General features: G+C 66.9%; 15 protein-coding genes. All 15 read right to left on the minus strand.

The features are described 5' to 3' along the window. Positions 1 to 10 precede the first annotated feature (10 nt). Positions 11 to 1480, minus strand: a complete 1470-nt coding sequence (locus ACS5Q7_RS05150) for a hypothetical protein (protein WP_478338338.1) — start codon at positions 1478 to 1480, stop codon at positions 11 to 13. A 3-nt stretch (positions 1481 to 1483) separates the two neighbouring features. After that, the gene (locus ACS5Q7_RS05155; protein ID WP_478338339.1) at positions 1484 to 2260 is read right to left on the minus strand and encodes a hypothetical protein; all 777 of its coding nucleotides are present in this window, start codon (positions 2258 to 2260) and stop codon (positions 1484 to 1486) included. A 4-nt stretch (positions 2261 to 2264) separates the two neighbouring features. After that, on the minus strand, positions 2265 to 2885 hold the full coding sequence (locus ACS5Q7_RS05160; protein ID WP_478338340.1) for a hypothetical protein: 621 nt from the start codon (positions 2883 to 2885) through the stop codon (positions 2265 to 2267). Then, entirely contained in the window at positions 2885 to 3337 is a 453-nt protein-coding gene (locus ACS5Q7_RS05165; protein ID WP_478338341.1) for an N-acetyltransferase family protein, read from the minus strand. Before ACS5Q7_RS05165 ends, ACS5Q7_RS05160 begins: the two co-directional genes overlap by 1 nt. Further along, positions 3315 to 3806 carry a hypothetical protein gene (locus ACS5Q7_RS05170; RefSeq protein ID WP_478338342.1) on the minus strand — a complete coding sequence of 164 codons (492 nt, stop codon included), beginning with the start codon at positions 3804 to 3806 and terminating at the stop codon, positions 3315 to 3317. Before ACS5Q7_RS05170 ends, ACS5Q7_RS05165 begins: the two co-directional genes overlap by 23 nt. Beyond that, a complete protein-coding gene (locus ACS5Q7_RS05175) occupies positions 3803 to 5242 on the minus strand; it encodes a hypothetical protein (protein ID WP_478338343.1) in 1440 nt (479 codons plus the stop codon). Before ACS5Q7_RS05175 ends, ACS5Q7_RS05170 begins: the two co-directional genes overlap by 4 nt. A 3-nt stretch (positions 5243 to 5245) precedes the next feature. Then, positions 5246 to 6676 carry a hypothetical protein gene (locus ACS5Q7_RS05180; RefSeq protein ID WP_478338344.1) on the minus strand — a complete coding sequence of 477 codons (1431 nt, stop codon included), beginning with the start codon at positions 6674 to 6676 and terminating at the stop codon, positions 5246 to 5248. Then, positions 6673 to 7455, minus strand: coding sequence for a phage adaptor protein (locus tag ACS5Q7_RS05185; protein ID WP_478338345.1), 783 nt, complete (start codon positions 7453 to 7455; stop codon positions 6673 to 6675). Before ACS5Q7_RS05185 ends, ACS5Q7_RS05180 begins: the two co-directional genes overlap by 4 nt. Before the next feature lie 6 nt (positions 7456 to 7461). After that, positions 7462 to 8172 (minus strand): hypothetical protein, encoded by a 711-nt coding sequence (locus ACS5Q7_RS05190; RefSeq protein WP_478338346.1) that lies wholly within the window; start codon positions 8170 to 8172, stop codon positions 7462 to 7464. A gap of 77 nt (positions 8173 to 8249) precedes the next feature. Further along, positions 8250 to 9332: a phage major capsid protein gene (locus ACS5Q7_RS05195; RefSeq protein WP_478338347.1), complete on the minus strand. Its 1083-nt coding sequence runs from the start codon at positions 9330 to 9332 to the stop codon at positions 8250 to 8252. A gap of 25 nt (positions 9333 to 9357) precedes the next feature. Further along, complete coding sequence (locus ACS5Q7_RS05200) at positions 9358 to 10362, minus strand: hypothetical protein (protein ID WP_478338348.1); 1005 nt, start codon at positions 10360 to 10362, stop codon at positions 9358 to 9360. Between the two features lie 57 nt (positions 10363 to 10419). Continuing rightward, on the minus strand, positions 10420 to 10680 hold the full coding sequence (locus ACS5Q7_RS05205; RefSeq protein WP_478338349.1) for an Acb2/Tad1 domain-containing protein: 261 nt from the start codon (positions 10678 to 10680) through the stop codon (positions 10420 to 10422). 15 nt (positions 10681 to 10695) lie between these two features. Then, positions 10696 to 12924 (minus strand): hypothetical protein, encoded by a 2229-nt coding sequence (locus ACS5Q7_RS05210; RefSeq protein ID WP_478338350.1) that lies wholly within the window; start codon positions 12922 to 12924, stop codon positions 10696 to 10698. Next, positions 12924 to 14633 (minus strand): phage terminase large subunit, encoded by a 1710-nt coding sequence (gene terL / locus ACS5Q7_RS05215; RefSeq protein WP_478338351.1) that lies wholly within the window; start codon positions 14631 to 14633, stop codon positions 12924 to 12926. Before terL ends, ACS5Q7_RS05210 begins: the two co-directional genes overlap by 1 nt. After that, entirely contained in the window at positions 14630 to 15070 is a 441-nt protein-coding gene (locus tag ACS5Q7_RS05220; RefSeq protein WP_478338352.1) for a hypothetical protein, read from the minus strand. The genes terL and ACS5Q7_RS05220 overlap by 4 nt, the downstream gene beginning before the upstream one ends. Between the last annotated feature and the right edge of the window lie 6 nt (positions 15071 to 15076).

A 15076-nucleotide genomic window follows, 5' to 3' on the forward strand; every position in this document is an offset into this window, starting at 1 on the left:
ACCTCGATGGTCATTCGAGCGCTCCGGTGGCGGGGTTGTAGCGTCGGCGCACGGGCGCTGCCGGAGCGGCAGGGGCGGCCGGAGCGGCTGGCGCTGCGCCGCCGGCCGGCTGACCGATCGCGGCGGCGGCCGGGGCGCTCGGGCCGTAGAGCTTCCGCTGCGACGCCGCCAGCCCGAGGATGCCGTCGATGTTCGCGCGCGTCTTGTCGACGTTCGAGAGCCACCCGCCGCCACCCAGCCCTTCCATGACCTGCTTCATGCGGTCGTTCGAGATGCGTCCGTTCGGGTCCATCATCTTCGCGACTTGCGACGCCAAGAGCAGTTCGTAGAGCTTGGCGTTCGGAATGTTCGGGTTGTAGCCGGACCCGACGAGCGACTTGAACTCGGCCGCGATCTCGGGATCGACACGGCCGCCCGCAATATCCTTCTCGAAGGCCTGCACCTGGGGTCCAAACAGAGCGCCCGCCTCGCGCAGGGTCGCCGCCGAATCCTGCGCGAAGCCACGTACCTTGCCGACGATCCCGATGGCTCCGGGGTCGCGGTCGAGCAGCGCCTTGTAGGCTTTGGCCGTGTCCTCGACGGCACTGATGTCGACGAGCTTGCCTTCGAGCCCGTTCTTGGTGGTCTGCCCGAGCCCGGTGTCTTCCTTGTTGCCCGTGAGGTTGGCCGTGTAGGTCTTTACGCCCGCCGGAAGCCGCTCGCCGGTCTGCGTGTCGTAGAGCGCGCCGTCCGGGGCCGTGCGCGCGGTGCCGGAGCCCGCGCCGTTCGGCTTGTCGTAGTTGAAGAACTGCGGCTTGCTCTCGGCCGGCGCGACCGGCAGTCCGTAGGCCTGATCGCGGGGCGTGAACTGCGGGCCGTTGGCGCCCATCGTCTTCTCGACCGGAATCGGCGCCCGCACGACGCTGTCCTGCACCTCCGGGGGCTGCCGAGAAAGGATCTGCGCCTTCAACTGGTCCTCGGACATGGGCTTGGGCGTGCCCATCACTGTCCGACCATCCGGCAACGCTACGGTCTGCCCCTCGTTCGCCTTGACAGCGCCCACCTGCGTCGGCGGCAAGCTGTAGACGCTGGCGATCGATGGCGGGACGAAGCGCGTCGCCCCCTCCCCGACCGGCGTGAGCAACGCGCGGTCCGTCTCGCCCTTCTGCTGCATCCCGGTCTGCTGGAGCGCCCGCGTGTTGTCGGCCGCGTTCGTCTTCAGGGTCGTGGCGTTGTTCCGGTCGACCGCCGTGAGCGACTGGTTCGGGCTGTAGGCGCCCGCGATCCCGGCGCGGCGGTCGAGCAAGCCCTGGTTGAAGTTCGGGTCCGCAGCGTAGGCGTACAGATCGCCAATCTGCTGGATCTTCTGCTTCGTCTCCTGCGCCTTGGCGGCGGCATAGATTTCCTGCGGCGTCGCGGGCGCGAACGCCTTGGCGATGCTGTCGAAGGCGCCGCTGATCTGGCTCGGATCGACGGCGGTGTTGGCCCGGAAGGTCGGCATGGCTCAGAACGTCCGGTAGGGGTTGCTGGAACCGGCGAAGGTCGGCAGCTTCGTGAAAGCGCTGGCGAGCGAAAGCCCCGCCTGCGGGAGCCCCGCGTATGCGTTCGTCGGCGAGGCGAGACTGGACGTCGCCGCAAAAGTCGGCAGCGACGTAACGCCCCCGGCTCCGCTGCTGGCGCCCCCGAAAGCGCCCCCGAGCCCGGCGGCGACGCCGACCTTGCCCAGGCCCTCCGCGAGCCCACCCATGGTCTTCATCGTGTCGCCCGCGTGGCTCGCGGCGTTGAGCTCCATCGGTAGGACCGATTCCGACCCGCGCATGAAATTCCCGATCTGCCCGATCTGGCCCGCGTCGCGCGCCTGGGCGCGGGTGTTCGTGCCGAGCAAATCGCCGAACGAGCGCAGATCCCCAAGCGAGCCCGCCTGCTGCTGGGCGTAGGCGTCCGCCTTGCCGCGCTGCGCCGTCTCGCCCTGGGTCGTAATGTTCGACGATGAGGCGGGCGCCTCAATGGTCGTCGCGCCGGCCTGCGCCGGTAGCTGCGTGCTGCGCAGATAGTCGGTGAGTTGCCCGGCGCGATCCTGCTGCTTGCCCGCGAAGCCCTCGTAAAGGCTGTTCGAGTGCTGCTGGACGGCCGCCGCCTCCTGCTGAAGCTGCTGCTGGCGGGCGCGCTCGGCCGACGCGGCGCGATTGCTCGCGGCGGCGACTTGGCCCTGCCCGATGGAGTTGGCCGCGATGCCGCCTGCGGTAAGGGCGGCGCCGGCAATAGTGATCGGATCGCACATCGGCCTACCTCGACACCTTCACGGATCCGCCGGACGAGCCGAACAGGCCGGTATTGTAGGTGCCGCCGACGCCCGTGAGCGCGGCGTTGCGCTCGATCTGGGCCTGCTGTGCCAGCGCGCCCGTCGTCGCCGTAAAGGCGTCGGCGAGCGGCGAGTAGGCGGCGGGCTGGGCCAGGATCGTGGCCTGGGAGGCCGCGCTGTTCGCCGCCTGCGTCGCGTCTCCAGTGGCGTTGAGCGAGGCAATGAGGTTGCCACGGGCCGTCTCGACGTTCGACCGGGCCGTGTTGGCGTAGCTCTGAGCCTGATCCGCGACGTTCGTCCGGGCCGTGTCGTAGGTCTTCTGCAACTGGCCCTGCTGGAAGCCACGCGTCGAGGAATCGAGGTTGCCGTCGCGGGCCAGCGCGTAGGTGAGCGACCGCTGGGCGTTGCCGTACTGGTCGTCAAGCTGCGGAAGCTGGAACGCGGTGAAGTTGTCGCGCTGCTTGTTGAAGAAGTCGTCAGTGAACTGCCCGTTGAAGGTCGTGTTGATCTGGTCCGTACCAGCGCGGACCTGCGCCTGCCGAGCGGCCTCGTCGGCCCTCGCCTGCTTCGCCGCCGCGCCCGCGCCGCCGTCCTTCTTCGACATTACCGCTCTCCCGGCCGGCGCATGAACACCCCGACACGCTCGAAGCCATGCTTCTCCAGCAGGCGAGCGGTCTGTTCGGTGTAGAGGCCGTTGTTGTTGCCGCCTGTGATCTCTAAGGCGCCGAGCCGTGTGCTCCAGGCGATGAGATGTCGAATGAGTAGGACGGCTGCCCGAGTGCCGCGCTTATCGGGACGCACGAACATTACCTGCTGTGTCGTAAAGATGCCAGAGGCGAAGGCGTAGCTGCCGATCGACGCCATCAGGAAGCCGATCAGTTCTCGCCGCTGCTCCACGACGAAGAAGGTGGGCTCGGCCGTGGCGAAGGAAGCGTCGATCGTCTCGTCGATCACCTTCGGGTCCGGGGCGAGCCCACGAACACTCTCGATCACGGCGTCGCAGCAGAGCTTGCGCAGCGCCGGCCGGTCGGCCTCAATGGCAAGTCGGACGAGCAAGCCGGCACCTCGCGAAGTAGTGGAAGTCCTCACCGTTGGCGCCATAGGCCTGGGCCACGCCTTCCTGGCGGAAGCCGAGCAACCGAAGCCACCGCTGCATCTCAACGTAGCTGGCGAGCGTCACGGCCTCGATGCGGTGAACGCCCTGCGCCTCCAGGGCCGGCAGGTACGTGTCGCGGATGAACTTCGTGGCGGCCTTGGCGATGCCCGGGAAGTCGTCCGTCGCCATGAACAGGATCGAAGCCGTGTTCGGCCGCAACTGCACGCCGCCACCGACGAAGACGGGCTCACCATCGTCTCGGCAGCCGGTCAGCAGGCCCTCGTGGTGCCCGTAATTCTCGCGCAGCACGCCCGCGAGCACGTCCGGCGCCAGCGGCCCGAACACGGCGGCCATCTCCTCGCGGTCCCGCTCCCGGAGGCGAGCGGCCACGGACGCGATATGCTCCGGCGTGGTCGCGCGCAGGATCATGTCGCGGCCTTGTCGCTTTCGGCCGAATAGGTGATCGCCGCCGAGCCGAGGATCGCGGGCGCGTTCGGATCGAACACCCCCTGGGAGGAGCACCGCAACGAGAAGTGCGTCGCGCGGTGCGCCCCGGGGATTCGGTTCTCCATGAAGGTCGTCTCGGTCACGGTGGCGAGCCGATCACTGGCGGCGACGTTGGCCGGGTCCATGCCCATCTCCAACCGCCATGTGCCCCGGCACGCGATGTCGATGCCCTGCAGGGTCTTCGTCTCGGTCGGCGTTTCGCCGTCGAGGTAGGGTAGCCACGCCACGGCGCTCGTGTCGTCGTACTCGAGCGCGGCCCCGAGGCCGCCGTAGACGTAAATCTGGTCGCCGGAGCGGAGGTAGACGCGCCGCTCGAAGACGACCATGTCCTCGACCTTGAACCCTGGGTTGTAGATCGACCATGCGCTCACCTTCGCCGCCGGGAAGTAGGAGAACACGAAGATCGTGTCGGCCACGGCGAGCCAGAAACGGCCGTCACGCGGCTCGATCAGACCGATGGCGTTGCGGACGTCCGCCGCGCTGCTCTTGCTGACGTAATCGGTCAGCAGGACGTCGATCGCGGAGCCGATGTCAGTGCTGACGGCCGCGTTCGAGGCGTCGCGGGCGCGTAGGGAGCGCAGGCCGGAGGCGTCGAGGTAGAACAGGTCGTTGTCGCCGAACTGCGCCACGCTGCGCGGGCTGATCGTGCCCGTGTTGTGGAGGGCCTGGATCGACTTCGACAGCGCCGGGTCCGGGTCGACGTAGCGGATCTGCACCGTCCGGTCCGAGAAGATCGCGAGGTAATTCTGGTAGCGCCCGATCGAGACGAGGTCTTCCGACCCGTAATCCTCCTCGGACAGGTCGTTGAAGCCCGCGCCCGTGCTCGTGCCACTACCGCTGTCGGCATCGAAGTTCGTCGGGTCGGCAACGTTCGAGTAGATCAGGTTGGCGTCGGACAGGTAGTAGAGCTTACGCCCGAAGGTCCGCACGAAGGGGCCCGGCACGACGGCCGTGTTCGTCCCGTACTTCGTAACCAGGGCACCGTCGTAGAAGTGGTGCGTGCTACCATCCGCGAAAACACCCACCGCAAAGATCTTACCCGCGAACAGGTCGAAGCTCGGCACGTCGACGAGGTCCGTCGCACCGTCCGGGTGCTGAAGGCGTTGGTAGGTGACGCCCTGCGGCATCCCGGGGCTGGGGTCCGAGCCGAAGACCACGATGCCGCCGGACGTGAAGGCGAGGCCGGTCGTCCCTGCGGGCAGCGTGTAGACGGACACGAACGCCGCCCGCTGCTCGAACTCGCCCCCGCGGTTGATATGACCGTCTTCGGCCTTGACCAGCGTGCCGCCCTTCGACGTCTCGGGCAGCCGCCGAGTGTCGAGGCCTCCGGTAAATTCGCGAACCCAGATCGTGCCCATTGGCTACGCCGCGGTCCAAAATGGGTTATTTGTAGCGCCGACGATCTTGACGCGCCCGGTATCGGAAGACTTTGGCGTTCCTACATACCCGTAGCTTGGACTGACCGCTCCATCGACATAGCCACTCAGTCGTACATCATTGTCGCCTTGAGAATTTGAGAAGTCCACGGCGCCTCCATAGGCCATGCGAACCTTAGCTACGACGTCGTTGTTTGCGCAATAGTCAGACCCAAAGCCGAGGGTTATGCCGTGTTTGTTTAGAGGTCTGCCCTTACCGGCGAACAAGTCCGTAGCGTCGACGAGGCCGGAAATGCGGTTCTCAGTGCCGCGGACCACTAGAACATACTGCCCCCAGCAGGCATAGAACTCGCATGTATCCGCCTGCGATTTCGTACCCTCGAATGAAGCACAGATGTTCGCGCCCTCAAAGTGACATGCGATGAATTGGTTCGATCCAGTCGTATCGCGCATCGCGAATGCCATACGGTTCGTTGCCGTCGCTCGATGCCACGGATGAATGTTGACGAAACGACCGTTCATCGTTCCCTCAATAGATAGGCCGTTGTAGATGTTGTCTGCGGATTGCGCGAAGTCGATGATCGAAATGTTTTCGGCGAAGCTGTCGTGCGGGCCCGCCGCTTTCCACCCGTGTTTGCCGCCGGTATCAAGCAGCAGGTTGGTGAACCGCGCCTCCATACTGTCTTGAGCATAGGCGCCGCCGTCCGTCCACAGACCATGCTCGGCCGCCTGAACGATTTTGACGTCATCGATTGCGTAGCGGTACCCAAATGCCGCTAAACAAGAGCCGGCGGAATTATTCGCTCTGTTTCCATCAAGACAGAGACCGGAAATACCCCAATCAACAATTCCCTTATCGTTCAACTGCCCTGCGTTCGCGTAGAAGTCCTGGCCGAGCAAGAGGTCGGCGTTGATCCCGTTTGCCAGCCGCAAAACGGTCTGCTCCTTTCCTCGACCCCGAAGCTTCACGCCAGAGCGCAAGGTGACAGTTTGGCCGGTGAGCGTTCCCGCTGGGATAAGGATTTCACCACCGCCGGATCGCGTACTAGGGTCGTAAGTCGCAGAGAGCGCCGCAATCGCAGCGTTAAGATCACTAAGTCTGTTAGTAACAACGATGCCAGAAGCTATCGCTTTCGGAACTTCACTCGCGGCTAGTGCGCCCGTAGCTGTATCTTTGTGGGCGGTGCTACGAAACGCATCTGCAATAGGCCCTGACGTCATCTGAGCCGCAACCGGCCGAATGTCCGTCTCGATCCAAGTCCCGTCACCAACACCGTGACAGTCCACACCATCGGCGTAGTTCCGCAGCGTCTCGCCCTCGGCAAGAGCGAACGCGCCGGTCGTCGGCGGTCGATACCCGGCCGTGAACGACCGGCGGATCTGAACCTTCTTAATCGTGACAGAAACGTCGCTCACCCCTCGCGCCCTCCGTCGACCGTGACGATGACTGCGCCCGGTGGCGTGGGATCGGGCGTCGGGGCCGCTACCGCCGGGCGGTAGTCGACCGAAGGCATCCCGCGCAGCGGTGGACGCTGTGGGCATTCCCTGAACATCGGCACCCGGCGGCGCGGCGTAAGCTCCCCGCGCAGGGTGTCGTAGCGGCGCGTCGCCTGATCGAGCTTGAGCTTGGCGTCCTTGGCGCCGGCCGCCGCCAGGATCTCGGCCGCCGCGAACAAGACGATCATGCGGTCGTCGAGGTCGCACACGTCGGCGTCGTCGCGGAACGGCCGCAGCCGGCGAATGCCGACGATCTTGACCATGCCGTCGAGGCCGACCGTGTCGCCGTCCTGATCGGGCACCGGCCACAGTTCGATCCGGTCGTCTTCCCAGATCCGCCAGAGGCGGACCGGCCAGCCGGTTTGCCCGCCATCGCTATCGATCGCGGCATACTGCTCGGGCCCGATCTCGGTCCCGAGCAGGCACCAGCGCGTCGCGTAGCGGACCTCGACGTGCTGGATCCGCTCGACCGCGATGTCATCGGGCAGGTCGTAGTAGCGCTGCCCGGCCTGCACCGGGAACGTCCGCTCGACACGCAGATGCGGCCAGGGAAAATCCTCGTAGAGCCAGTCCTGCATCCGCTGCAGGAGCCGGACTTGCGTCTCACGCTGCTGGGCGTTGTGGGCTGGATTCATCGACACGCGGCTTTCCGCCCGCAGATCGTCCAGCAGCTTGAGGAGCGTCTGGCCGCGCGCCATGACCGATTACTCAAACAGGGCGTTGCCGGCGCCCGGCGTGACCTCGGCGTGCCGGACGTCGGCGGGCTTCTCTCCGCTGCCGGGGGTACCCGCGTCCTCAACCGACCGAGCGCCCGTCTGGGAGTTGGCGGGCTCGAACGGCCCGGTGCCCTGCTCCTGGGCGCGGGCCTTCAGCTTGCCGAGATCGCCGTCGTCGGCCGCGTTGATCGCGACGCCGGGCGGCTCGTCGTTCTGGTGCTGGGACCGCGGATCGACCATGCCGCCGACGAACTCGGGCTGATCGACGGGATCGGCCGGCACGCGGATCGGCTGGAAGCCCGTGTTGCTCCAGCCGACCTCACGCGCCTCGGCGCCGGGGCGACCGTGCGTCTGGTCGAGCGCGACTTCGGCGGTGCGCACCGGGCGGGCCCGCTCGGTGGCGCGGAACAGGTTGTCCGGCAGGTCGAGCTCGGCCAGCGTCTCAGGGAGCAGCGTGGCGCTCGGATACATGATCTCGATGTGGCGCTTCCCGTCGTCGGTGTGGGCTTGGTAGATGTCCGCCAGCCGCGCGAGTTCGGCCTTCTTCGAGCGGTCGACGCGCGGGCCGGGCAGAATGTCGTGGACCGCATCGGTTCCGTGAAGCCGCTGCAGCACGAGAATTTCGGCCGGTGTGACCATCTTGGGGACGCTGTTCCCGGGGTCGCCGCCGAGGGCGACGAAGGCGTGTGCCGTGTCCATTCGTGTGGGCCTCCGCGCCCTCAAGTTGAGAGGCGGCGCCAGCGCGGCGCCGCCTCGTCGTGCGACAGATCAGACGCCTACGCGATGTCGTAGACGGCCGAGGTGTTCAACTGTTGCGCGATGAGTACGCCCGTCGAGGTGAGGCCGCGGTACATCACGTAGCGGTCGTAGGGCCGCGGCGGCGACGCCTTCTTGTTGCGCTCGCCGACCATGTACAGGAAGCGGACCCGGCGCATGTCGATCGTATAGCAGCGCTTGGACAGGCCCAGATCATCCATGGTCGGATCGTAGATGATCTGCTTCCCGTCCCAGGTCGGATCGGCCATCTTGCCATCGACGGCGCCCGCAGCGCGGAAGCCGTTCAGGCTGTAGTTGCCGTTCGCCCGGATCTCGCGCTCCATCGCGTCGATGAAGTCCGAGCCCGCGAAGCGGCGATGCGTGACGCCGCCCTGGGCGTAGCGCTTGATCTGCCGGTCCTCGCGCTGGAGGAACTGCATCAGCGTGCCACCGTTCGCAGCCGACGAGGTGATCGCATTGGGTCCGGTCCCAGCAGCCGCCGCCGCAGCGGTCGCGGCCCGGTTGCGCCACCACGGGTAGGTCACGCGCGACAGACCGCCGGTCGAGCCCGCTCCCGGGTTGTCGAGGATGATCGAGCGGATGCCCGCGAAGGCCTTGGCGTCGGCGGTGCCGTCGCCGTGCAGGAGCTTGTCCCAGGAGACCTTCTTGTCCTCGTCGAAGTCCTCCAGCTTGCCGTCGAGGAGGTTCGCGAGGGCGGCCTGCTCGCGGCCGTCCTTCTCGGACGTGGTCTGTTCGGCCCCATCCTCGGTGACGGTGATGCCGTCGATCTTGAGCTCGGTGTGAGTGATGCCCAGACCGATGTGATGCTCCTTCCAGGGGTAGTTGACCCGCAGGTTCGTCGCCGGGTTGTAGTACGTGACCTGATCGTCGTGGGTGTAGCCCATGAACGACCCGCCGCCCTGGCCGCCCTTGACGCCCAGAGAGACGTTGCCCTTACCGCCCGGGAAGGTGCCGGCAGCCGCCTCGAAGGCAGCCATCATCGGCTTCTCCTGAACGTTCTGCTTGGCGGTCTTGCCCTTCTGCAGGTAATAATCGAGGGCCGAGTTGGCGATGTTCGCCAGTTCGTTCGAAGTGAACGGCATTGTCCGTGTCCCGAATGCGCGAAGCCTACGGCGCCGCCTGCTGGACTACTTCCATCATGTTGCGCGGCGCGGGCTTCGTGTTGCCTCCAGCCACCGATCCGCCCGTGACGGGCTTCTGCGCCTGCCGGGGAGCCTGCCGCTGCTGGGCCTGCGTAGCCGGCGTGGCGGGCGCGAGCGCGGCGTTGACCGTCTTATAGACGTCGTCAAGCTGCGCACGGACCGCTTCGGCCGTCGTCGGCAGATCCCCATTGCGGTGGCGCCACGCCAATTCGCGATGGATCGGTTCGAGCTTGGCGTCGAAGTTCGGGTCGCGTTCGCGGCGCGTGTCTTCCCAGGACTGAACGGCGGTGGAGATGGACCGTTGATGGTCCTCCTGCGCCGAACGCTCGCGGCGCTGCGCCTCGAAGCTCTGGGCTGCCTGCACGGAACTGACGGACGCCCGCGCTCGGCTCACCTCGTAGGCGGCCTCCTGCGTCATCCGGCCTTCCTGCACGGCCGCCTGCAACTCCGGCGACAGCACCTCACCCGCAGCCTGCAACACCTTCTCGACCCACGGGCGCGCCAGTTCCCAGGCCTTCGCCGGGTTCGTCTTCGCCATGGCTCCCACGGTCAGCAGATCGGCCGCCTCCTGGGCGGACATTCCGTTGTCGCGGATGAAGGTGTCGACCTGCCGATACCGCTCGGCATCGGCCTTGAAGCCGTTCCGCTCGCTGAGAAGCTGACGGAACCGCGGGTGCTTGTTGAACGGGACGTCCGAGTAGTTCTCGTCGTCTCGCGTCTTGGGAGTGTCCGCGCCGGACTGCTGCCCGGCCTCGTCACCTTCGGCTGGCGAGGCCGCCGCAGGGTCGGGCTTCTTCGGCGCCGCGTCGCGGACGACCGAAAGGAGGCCTTCGTCTTCGGTATTCGCCTGCGCGGCGGACGAGCCCGCGCCATCCTGAGAGGCAGCGCCCCCAGCGTCCGACCCTTCGGCCGCGCCCGTCGACGGAGCGTCGGCGAGCGAAACGTCGAGGATTTCGTCTTCGGGGTCCATGTGGATCCTCTAAACCTCTGCTTCGATACGACATAATGTCCGCTGTCGCAAGACAGATCAGACGGACGAATCGTCAGGCAGCGTCACGCGGAACGGCTGGAAGATCGAGCGATTGAGCCACATAAAGCCCTGCTCGATATTCGTCCTCGCCAGCGCAAAATGCCGACCGTCGACAGTTCCAGCCGGCAGCTTTGCCAACTCGTCCATACGGCGCAGAATGACCTCCTCGATCTGCTTGTTCGTGTTCACGAGGTCGACCGCACTCTGCGTTTGATCGACATAGCCGCTGACCGGCAGTCCCTTGAGCTTGTCCGTCATCGTTCTCTCCTCTGGTTAAACCTGTGCTGGCGCCGTGCGCGCGCCCATGGGCGCACCGCGGCCGACCGGACCGCCAGGCGCCGCCGGGCCGTTGGCCGCGCCATGGTGCCCCTGCCCTTCCGGCTGCGCCGCCGGATCGCCCGGCTGCGGCTGCGCGCTGCGATTTTGCGCCACGACGGACGGCAGGCTGTCGACGAGGGCGCCCGTGAGATCCATGCGGTCGTCCAGGCGCCGCAGCGTCTCCCGCGCGAGCCACGGCGGTTGAAGACCGGGCATCTGCATCAGGAACGGCAGCATCTTCTCCCAATTCGCGATCTCGACCGCCTGATTCGGCTTGCCGGTCGAGCCCGCCTCGATCTCCAAGAACAGTTCGTCCGCGATGTCCTGCAGCGTCATCTCGGGCCACACCGCGCCCACGCCGACGACCCGCATGACGGTGTCCTCGGACATCTCGCGGAGCATGATCTGCCCGGCGCCCCGGACGAGCCCGGTCAGGAAGTTGTCGAGATCGTCGACGGACGCTTGGTCGGTCGTTGCGCTGGCGCCGGCCGCGATCGAGTTGGCGGTCGCAGTGCCCTTCGTCGGTGCGCCGAGCATCGCCGTGGATGAGCCCACGACATACTGCATGTCGGCCATGATCTCGCCGACGTCGTAGAGGTTCGGGTCGACGCCCGGCACCGGCACCGTCTGCAGGACCGACTTGATGTCCTTCGTCGGGTCCATCTGCAGCCCGGTCGCCGTGAAGGCGGGGGCCGAGCCGAGCCAGCCCAGATCCTCCTCCGCGAAGGCGCCCTTCGGGTAGACCCAGCGCGGCCGAGCGGCGCGGCGGTGCTCGCGCTTGCCGTCCCGGCTGCGGTTGTACTCCTTCTGGATATCGAGCAGCAGCGTGACATCGGACGGCGGGAAAAGCTCGTCCTCGCTCTCGACGCTGTTGAAGGTCAGCGCCCAGACGGGCCAGAATTGATCCACGTAGACGTCCGGCGGCCCCGGCTCGCGCAGGAAGCCCTCGCGGCCATCGCAGATGTAGTAGACGAGGCCCGCCGCCTTATCAAAGTGCTCCCACACGAGCGCGAGGTCGCCGCGCGGCTCCTCGCCGTCGTTGTCGTCCGCCTCGAACAGATCGGCTTGCCCCTCGCGGTTCGTATCATCGCCCGCCGCATCCTCGGCGGTTAGCCCGTTCGCGCGGTACGGCTTGAACCGGCCCTTCTCCAGATCGACGCCGAAGATCTCCTTCACCTCGTCAGGGGTGTAGAGGTATTCGAGCGTGAGGTGGCGGGCGCCGACGAAGCCTTCGAGCGAGCGACACAGCTTGTCCGGGATCACGCGCGTCGACTGCGGGAAGTCGAAAACCAGCCCCTCAGACACGACGATCTCAGGCTCACCCTGAAGCGACGCGATCATATGCTCGATCTCGGCCGCCTCGGCTTCGAGATCCGCGACCGGGCCCTCGTCCTCGGCCTGCTCCTCCATGAGCGCCTGGAGGTGGGCAAGCCGCTGGCGGCTGTCGTTCAGCCGGTAGTCGACGCCTGGCGCAGGCCCCATGGTTCGCTGGTAGCAGAGCTTGGCGTAGCCCACCCCCGTGGTGCAGGCGCGCCGCACGGTCTGCTTCATGCTCTCCTTGAAGCCGAGCGGCTGCTGCTCGCGGATCGCGTGGGCGAACAGCTTCTCCAGGGTCTTGGCGACCTTCTGCGCGTCCTGGCGCGCCGCCATGCCCTGCTGGAAGTCCGCGATGAGCGCCTGGGCCTGCTCGAAGCCCGGCGGCAACTGCGGCGCGGGCGCAGGCGCGCCCGTCACCGGATCGACGCCCGCCTGCTCCGGCGGCGTCGCGGCGGCAGCCTGCGCGGCCTGGATCGTCTGGAACGCCATCATCAGGGACGATTGCTCCTCGTCCCAGATTTTGAAGTCCAGCTTCTCCACCCGACGAGCCACCGCCTTCGGGTTCTTGGCGTAGAGCGAGGCCGTCTTCGCCTTGACGTGACGCCCGACGATATTGGCCTTGTACTTGTCCTCGCCCCATTCCTTGTCGTGGCCCTTCATCGCCACGCGCATGTCGCGCCGCATCCGCTTGAACGCGGGGCCGAAGTGGCGCTTGTCCTCCCGAATCGTGCGCGAGAGGCGCTTCTGCAGGGCGATGTCCTGCTCGGACGGCCGCTGCTCGTCCGCCTTGGCGGGCGCCGCATCGGTGGCCGCAGGCGCAGGCGCACCCGTCACGTCGATCTCGGCGTCCTCGGCTTCCCCGAACATCAGTAGCCTCCCCCGAGCCGAATCCGGGCGTCACGGTCCTGGCGCGCCTGCTGCGCCTTGATCCAGGCGAAGCTCCCGGTGCGCGGCTCGGCCTCGCGGCGCTCCTCCTGGGAGCGACCGGCGGCGAACATGGATTGAAGCAGGAGCCCGAAATAGGCGAACGCATCCACGAAGTCGTCGTTGCGGCCGTTCGGGAACTTCAGCATCTCGTCGATGGCCCGCTCGGTCCAGACGGCGTGCCGCGGGAAGAACACCTTGCCCTGCGCCACTCGGCCCGCGATGGCTTGGGCGCGGGCCTCCTTGTTCCCGATCGGCGTCATCTCGCGGATCGCGAAGAAGTTACCCGTCTCCTCCATGCGCTTGCGCAGAAACGGCCCGATCGACTTCGAGATGTGCCCGCGCTCTGCGCCCCAGACGATCGGCTTGCGCAGCGCCGCGAGCGCCAGCATCGCCTCGACGACCTTGTCGGTCGGCCACCGCTCCCACACGCAATCCGTCAGCCAGAGGTTGCCCGCACGGTCGACGCCGCCGCCGAGCAGCACCGTCGCGTCGTGCTTCGTCCGGTCAGTGCCCACCGCGTGATCCGAAGTGCAGTACGGCGTTAGCTCTCGCGGCAGGTCGTCCGGCCCGTAAAGCTGGATCGTCTCGCGCTTGAACAGGATGCCATCCACGGCGGTCGGCGTCTGCTGGTAGAGCGCCGGGAAGCCGGTGGGATCAAGGCGGCGCTGCTGCTCGAGGAAGGCGACGTCGAACTTCGGCTGGCCCTTCGATTCCGGCCACAACGCCTCGCCGGGCTGGCGCCCGAGCGGATCGTCGTCGACCGCGAGCGCGGGCAGGTTGATGATCTTGAACTTCGCGGCCAGCACCGGGTCGTAATGCGGGTTCATCGGATCCGTGATGCGGCCGACCGGATCGTCCTCATGCCAGCGCTGCATGATGATGATGACCGGAGAGCCTGCGTTCATACGGCGGGTCATCGCCACCTTCACGAACCACTGCCACGTCTCCTCGCGCACGGCCGCCGAGCGCGCCTCCTCAGCGCTCTTGATGAGGTCGTCGAGGATCAGGAAGTCGGCGCCGCGCCCGACGAGCGCCGTCCCGCGCCCGACGAAGAAGGCGAGCCCACCCTGGACGGTCTGCAGCCGATCCTTGGCCGAGCCACCGCGCCGGAATTTCACCTGGGGGAAGACCTGCTGGTACTGCGGGGTCGACATGATCGCCCGCACCTCGGCGCCGAAATCCTCGGCGAGTTCCTGCGTGTGGGCGGCGACGACGACCTGACGCTTCGGGTCGCGGCCCATGATCCAGGCCGGGAAGCGCCGGGTGGTCAACTCGCTCTTGCCGTGCCGAGGCGGCATGGTGAGGATCAGGAAGGGCATCGCGCCCTTCTCGACCTCCTCCAGCGCCCGCGCCACGGCGTCGTGGTGGCGCTGGTTGTCGTAGCTCGACCGAGTGGCGTCGTCGGGGTCGCTGTGGTCCGGCTGCGTGAAGCGAACGAACGGCATGAACCGCTCACGGGCCTCGATGACGATCTCCTCGCGCTGCACGGCGCGAAGCATCGCCTGCGCCTCGCGGCGCTTGGCCTCCCGGGCGCGCTCGTCCTTCTCGACCTGGGCACGCTCGGCCGCACGCGCCGCAGCCGAGCCGGGCTTGGGTGCCGGCCGCTCGACGCCGGGGCGGTACTTCACGCGGCGGGCGGGCTCCTTCACGGGCGCCGCTCCACACGTAGCCCCGCAATGGCGTCGAGGATATTCTTCTGCATCGTGTCGAGGCGATCTTCGATCTTGCCGATGCGGGTATTGATCGTGCTCTGACCATCCACCACGCGCCGCTCCATCGCGGCGATCTCCTCGCGCTTCATGTAGTTGGTCGCGAGGTGTTCCCGGAGCTCATGGTGGTTCTCCCGCATCAGCGTAAGGCTTGCGCTGAGTGTGGCGATCTTCGCGTCGAAGTCGCTCTCGATGCGGTCGACATGAGCCGGCAGATCACGCTCCAGCGCGACGATCCGCTGCGTGTTCTGGTCGATCTTGCCGCGCTGCTCGGCCTCGATCCCGCTCCGCTTCCAGACGAAAGCGAGGAAGGTAAGGGCCTGACCGACGATAAGAATGACACCGCCAAGGCTGATCTCCATCTGAAACTGGGGCATCAAGGG

It is taken from the genome of Methylobacterium sp. Gmos3 (assembly GCF_056430985.1).